The sequence below is a fragment of the Mycobacterium sp. genome, from assembly GCF_049280035.1.
Lineage (GTDB): Bacteria > Actinomycetota > Actinomycetes > Mycobacteriales > Mycobacteriaceae > Mycobacterium.
On sequence record NZ_JBAPPI010000612.1, the window covers coordinates 1 to 4,879 of the forward strand.

Annotated in this window: 6 protein-coding genes; 1 reads left to right on the top strand and 5 read right to left on the bottom strand. The window is 62.2% G+C overall.

Features of this window, described 5'->3' with window-relative positions; all coding sequences use genetic code 11:
* The 5 genes from WAN71_RS19720 to WAN71_RS19740 all read right to left on the bottom strand — a co-directional run.
* Positions 1-466 (bottom strand): ABC transporter ATP-binding protein (locus WAN71_RS19720; protein WP_422226942.1); only part of this gene is annotated, 466 nt, incomplete at its 3' end.
* A 218-nt stretch (positions 467-684) separates the two neighbouring features.
* The gene (locus WAN71_RS19725; protein WP_422226943.1) at positions 685-960 is read right to left on the bottom strand and encodes a cytochrome C oxidase subunit IV family protein; all 276 of its coding nucleotides are present in this window, start codon (positions 958-960) and stop codon (positions 685-687) included.
* Entirely contained in the window at positions 960-1,526 is a 567-nt protein-coding gene (locus tag WAN71_RS19730; RefSeq protein WP_422226944.1) for a cytochrome c oxidase subunit 3, read from the bottom strand. The genes WAN71_RS19725 and WAN71_RS19730 overlap by 1 nt, the downstream gene beginning before the upstream one ends.
* Positions 1,527-1,554: 28 nt before the next feature.
* The gene (locus tag WAN71_RS19735; RefSeq protein ID WP_422226945.1) at positions 1,555-2,334 is read right to left on the bottom strand and encodes a hypothetical protein; all 780 of its coding nucleotides are present in this window, start codon (positions 2,332-2,334) and stop codon (positions 1,555-1,557) included.
* Positions 2,335-2,515: 181 nt separating this feature from the next.
* Complete coding sequence (locus WAN71_RS19740) at positions 2,516-3,550, bottom strand: NAD(P)H-dependent glycerol-3-phosphate dehydrogenase (protein WP_422226946.1); 1,035 nt, start codon at positions 3,548-3,550, stop codon at positions 2,516-2,518.
* A 298-nt stretch (positions 3,551-3,848) separates the two neighbouring features.
* Here WAN71_RS19740 and WAN71_RS19745 point away from each other — a divergent pair, with 298 nt between their 5' ends.
* Positions 3,849-4,331 carry a lipoprotein LpqH gene (locus WAN71_RS19745; RefSeq protein ID WP_422226947.1) on the top strand — a complete coding sequence of 161 codons (483 nt, stop codon included), beginning with the start codon at positions 3,849-3,851 and terminating at the stop codon, positions 4,329-4,331.
* The last annotated feature ends 548 nt before the right edge of the window (positions 4,332-4,879 follow it).

Below are 4,879 nucleotides of genomic sequence, written 5' to 3' on the forward strand. Positions count from 1 at the left end.
CCAGCGACCGGGCCAGACCGGCGCGCTTGCGCATACCACCGGAGATCTCACCGGGGAACTTCTTCTCATCCCCGCCCAGCCCCACCATCTCCAGCTTCTCCATGACGACGTCACGGATCTCGCCTTCCTTCTTCTTGGTGTGCTCGCGCAACGGGAACGCGGTGTTGTCATACAGGTTCATCGACCCGAACAGGGCGCCGTCCTGAAACATCACCCCGAACAGCGTGCGGATGTCGTACAACTCCTTGGCCGAACACTCGGTGATGTCGGTGCCATCAACGACGATCGAACCGCGCTCCGGGCGCAGCAACCCGATCAGCGACTTCAAGAAAACCGACTTGCCGGTACCCGACGGGCCCAGCAAAACGCTGACCTCACCCTCCGGGATCTCCAAAGTGACGTCTTCCCAGATTCGCTGGGAGCCGAAGGACTTCGTCAGCCCCTCAACCTCGATACCGATACCCACGCGAAACGCCCTTCACGGCGACTGGCCTTCGTGAAACACCCTCGGCTGCAAGACTTGAACTGCAATTCCGTCGTTGCTCCCGTGGGCACCTCGTGACTTGTAAGACGTTGCTATCGTCGCCGACCCGACCTTCTCCACGCTTCCCCCGAAAGAAGACACTTTGCTCTCCTCTTCGGGGCATGCCTCTTCGTGGCCGTCGCCCGCCGGGCCGCCGTCGCTCACATAAAGGCGGGTGTGGCGAACCAGAAGCCCAGGATCATCATCGGCACGACGACTGGCCACGCCTGGAAGGCGACACGCACCGGAATCGGTGCATTGCGAAGCTCCATGAAATCCAGCATCACGTAACTGACCTTCACCGCGGCGATCGCGAAAATCCCGACCATCGCAACCGCGGGGCTGAGCAGACCCTTCGACAGCCCCCATGTCGTCACGCAAGTCAGCACCATCAGGCCCAGCCAGACCATGGTGACCCGCTCGCGCAATGCCGACATCAGAGCGCCCTCTGTAGATAGAGCAGGGGAAAGATCATGATCCACAACAAATCCACCAAGTGCCAGTAGGAGGCGACGCATTCCGGCACCACCCGCTGCAAGCTGCTGTAGGCGCGGCGTCGGGAGCGAACCCAAAGGTACGTAAGGAGACTGGTGCCGAACACGACATGTAGCAGGTGAATCCCGGTCAGGGTGAAGTACCACATGTAGAAGTCGTTGGTAGCCGGCCTGATTCCGTTGGCGAACTTCTCGAAGTACTCAATCGACTTGGACACCATGAACATCAGACCGGTGAGCACTCCGCCCAATAGATAACGAGGTACTCGGTCGACGAGATCACGCTTGAGAGCCTGGATCGCAAGTGCCACAGACCAAGAGCTCGTCAGCAAGATCAGCGTGTCGATGCCACCCAGGTTCATGTTGAGCGTGTGCCGGGAGGCCTCGAAGACGGCTGGGTTGTGCAGCCGGGCCTGCATGAAGCTGGCGAACAGGATCGCGAAGATGACCGAGTCCGCGCCGATCGCGACCCAGACGCCGTCGACGCCGGGAAGGCGTCTGGGGGTCACGCCGTCAGTGGTAACGACCTCCGTGCGACTAAGCGTTGACACGCCCAGCGGCCTCGTCCTCGGCCTGGAGCCGGGGGATGGCCTTGATGACGTAGTAGGACAGCCCCGGGATCCAGAAGAACCAGGTGAAGAATGCGATCCAGAAGCTGATCACGCCGTTGAAGCACAGCGGCCCGGTGTTAACGAACGGGATGGCACTGACCACGAAGAACGACGCGATGGTGATCCAGCCCCACCAGCTGACGACGTCCGGGACCAGCTTCTTCTCCCGCTTGTCACGCATGAACACGATGCTGGCGCCGGCGATCTGCCACGAGGTGACGAAGTACGCCAAGTCGATCAGGAGCCAGCCAAACCAGTAGAGCGTGTGCGCCATGCCGGGATTGATGTTGTCGATCTCGTGCGCGGCGGTGAGCCAGATAGCGCACGCCGTCATGATGGGCGCACAGGTAATCGTGCCACCCATCATCTCCATCTTGGACCACACGCCCCCGGCGCCCTCGATGCGTTCCATCACCCGGGAGACGGCCACGCTCCACACCATGTAGAAGGCGGTCATCGTGAGGCAGACGCTCATCCCGATCATGATCGGCAGCCTGAGGTTCTTGTAGTGGTCCCAGACCGCCTGCGGCTCCGCCCAGGCCGGGAACGGCGAGATGTTGCGCGCCAGCAGCCCCCATAGACAGAAGAACGCGGCTATGAAGGCGAAGCCCGTCCACGCCATGATCTTCCACGATGTGTAGTCGGTCGGGTACGGCCGCAAGTCGCGTACGGGGGCCGCGGTGCCGGGTTCGGCATGTGTTGCCATCGGACCTGCTCCTTATCAAGGGTGTACGAGGGGAATCGACACTCGAATTCCCCTCGTGACTTCTAATACATTGTCATCCTCACCGACGCGGCGCTGGCAGGCTTCCCCCGAAAGAGCACTTTTTGCTCCCCATTTGGGGCACCGATGCTAATGGCGCCGCCCGCGAACCGAACGCGAAGCCCTAGAAACCCGCCCCGTGAACCTCGTGGCCGGGCTTCTCCGCCGCGAGGCCCCGATAGGCGCCTTCGGGCGTTGCGCCGTGATTGATGACACCGTCGACTTCGCGAGCGATCGGCATGGCAATGCCGTACGAATCGGCGAACTCCATGACAACGCTGGCAGCGTTGACGCCCTCCGCGACCTGATTCATCGATGCGATGATCTCGTCGATTGGCTTGCCTGCGCCGAGCTGCTCGCCGACATGCCGGTTGCGGCTGCGCTGGCTGGTGCAGGTGACGATGAGATCGCCCATGCCGGCCAGCCCGGCGAAGGTGTCGCGGTGACCGCCCGCCGCCTCGCCGAGCTTGGACATCTCGCGCACCGCGCGGGTCATCACCATGGCACGCGTGTTTTCTCCGATACCAAGTGAGTAGCCCATGCCGACAGCGATGGCGTAGACGTTCTTCAGCGCGCCCGCCATTTCGACACCAACGACATCGTCAGTCGTGTACGTACGAAACCGCCTGGTACGGAACAGCTCGGCAAGATTAGCGGCCAGATGCGGGTCGGGCATTGCTAGCACAGCCGCGGCCGCATAACCCTCGGCCACCTCGCGGGCAATGTTAGGCCCAGCCAGGATGCCGGCTGGGTGCCCGGGCAATATTTCATCGACGATCTGGCTCATCCGCTTGTTGGTGCCTTGTTCGAGGCCCTTGACCAACGACACCACCGGCACCCACGGGCGAAGCTCACTGGCGAGCTCCGTCAGCACGTTGCGGAAGCCGTGCGATGGCACACCCATGACAACGACGTCGGCGCGATCGGCCGCCTCGGCGAAGTCTGTGGTGGCGCGCAACGTGTCGCTCAGCTCGACGTCGTTGCCGAGATAGCGACTGTTGCGGTGGTTTTCGTTGATCTCTTTAGCGGCTGCCTCCGAGCGCACCCATTGCAAGGTGGGCCCGCGGCGCGCGCAGATGGACGCGATCGTGGTGCCCCAGGAGCCACCGCCGAGGACGACGACGTGGGGTTGGCGCTGAGCGGGTGTCACGCTGACCATGCCGTGAAGGCTTTCCAGACCCGCCGTTGTTCCACCACGACGCCTGCCCTTCGCAAACGACCCTCAGGTGCGGCCTCAACCGGTTTCCCAGTAGGGCTACGCGTGCACGAGTGAACTTCTCAGACGTCGCCATCGTCGCCGACGCAGCCGTCGCAGGCTTCCCCCCGAAGAGCACATTTTGCTCTCCTCTTCGGGGCATGCCCGGAAATGAGGCCGTAGATACCTCTTCTTCGCCCAGTTACCAACTAGCGCAGCGATCAGCCATCGGCCCGGCCTGCACGACGCTACATTTCTCAGTATGGGACGTGACGCAGGCGCCCAAATGGACCGAGGTGGGCTTGTGTGGAACCGATTCGCCGCCGGGCTGGGATCCGGGCTGATGGTCGTAGGTATCGGCGCGTGCTCGTCGCCGCCCGCTGCGTCACCACAAGCGGGGACGTTGCCATCCGGAACGGCGCAAGTGACGATCGACAACAGGGACATTCCCAGGACGTACGCGGTGCATTGCACATCGATCGAATCGTTAAGGATGATCGCAACAGGAGACGTGACTGCGGGCGCTACCGCTCTCGTGTCCAATAAAGACGCGCTCACCGCCCAGTCAGTCGGCATCCAGGACTTAGGCGGCTTCACGGGTAGCTACATGGAAGGTCTCCAGGGCCGGGCACAAGTAACCATGAGCGGTCAGACCTACACAATCCGCGGTACTGCCGAGGGATTCGATACCGATAACCCCAGCGCCAGAACGACGGATACGTTCGTGATCAAGGTGGCCTGCTAGCGCCACATGCGATTAGCAGACAATTCCGGCGAAGGCCTGATGGGACCCGGCGCGTCGACGACTTCGCCCGCGGGGCGCCCGGACTTCGAGCGTCGACCCGCGCGTGGTCTCCGCGGCAGTTAGAGCCTATGTAGTTCGCGTCTCACGACGCCGGTCTCGAAATAGCTTTCCGAAAAGGCTGGAACGAACCTTCGAGCTGGGCGTGCACGCACCGTTAAAGTCAGCAACCCGCGGCGCACCGCAGCGACAACGGGGGCGAGGTCGACCAACCGACCTGTGCGCGGTAACGAAACGTGGTTGAACATGACATTCCCTTCGATACTCCATTGCAGTCATCGATAAGGAACGTAAGGTATCGCTACGATATTTCTAGTATCGGAACGGCACGTCAGGGATCCACTCCGATCCTCCGAGATTGCCACGACCGGTGGCCGCGTCAGACAAGCCGTGCGAGCACCGCCCAGCCCCCGTTTGCCCGGGATGCATTAGCGTGGACCAGCACGGATTGAGCTAAGCCCGGTGTGGAGGCCTGTCAGTTTCGCTACGAT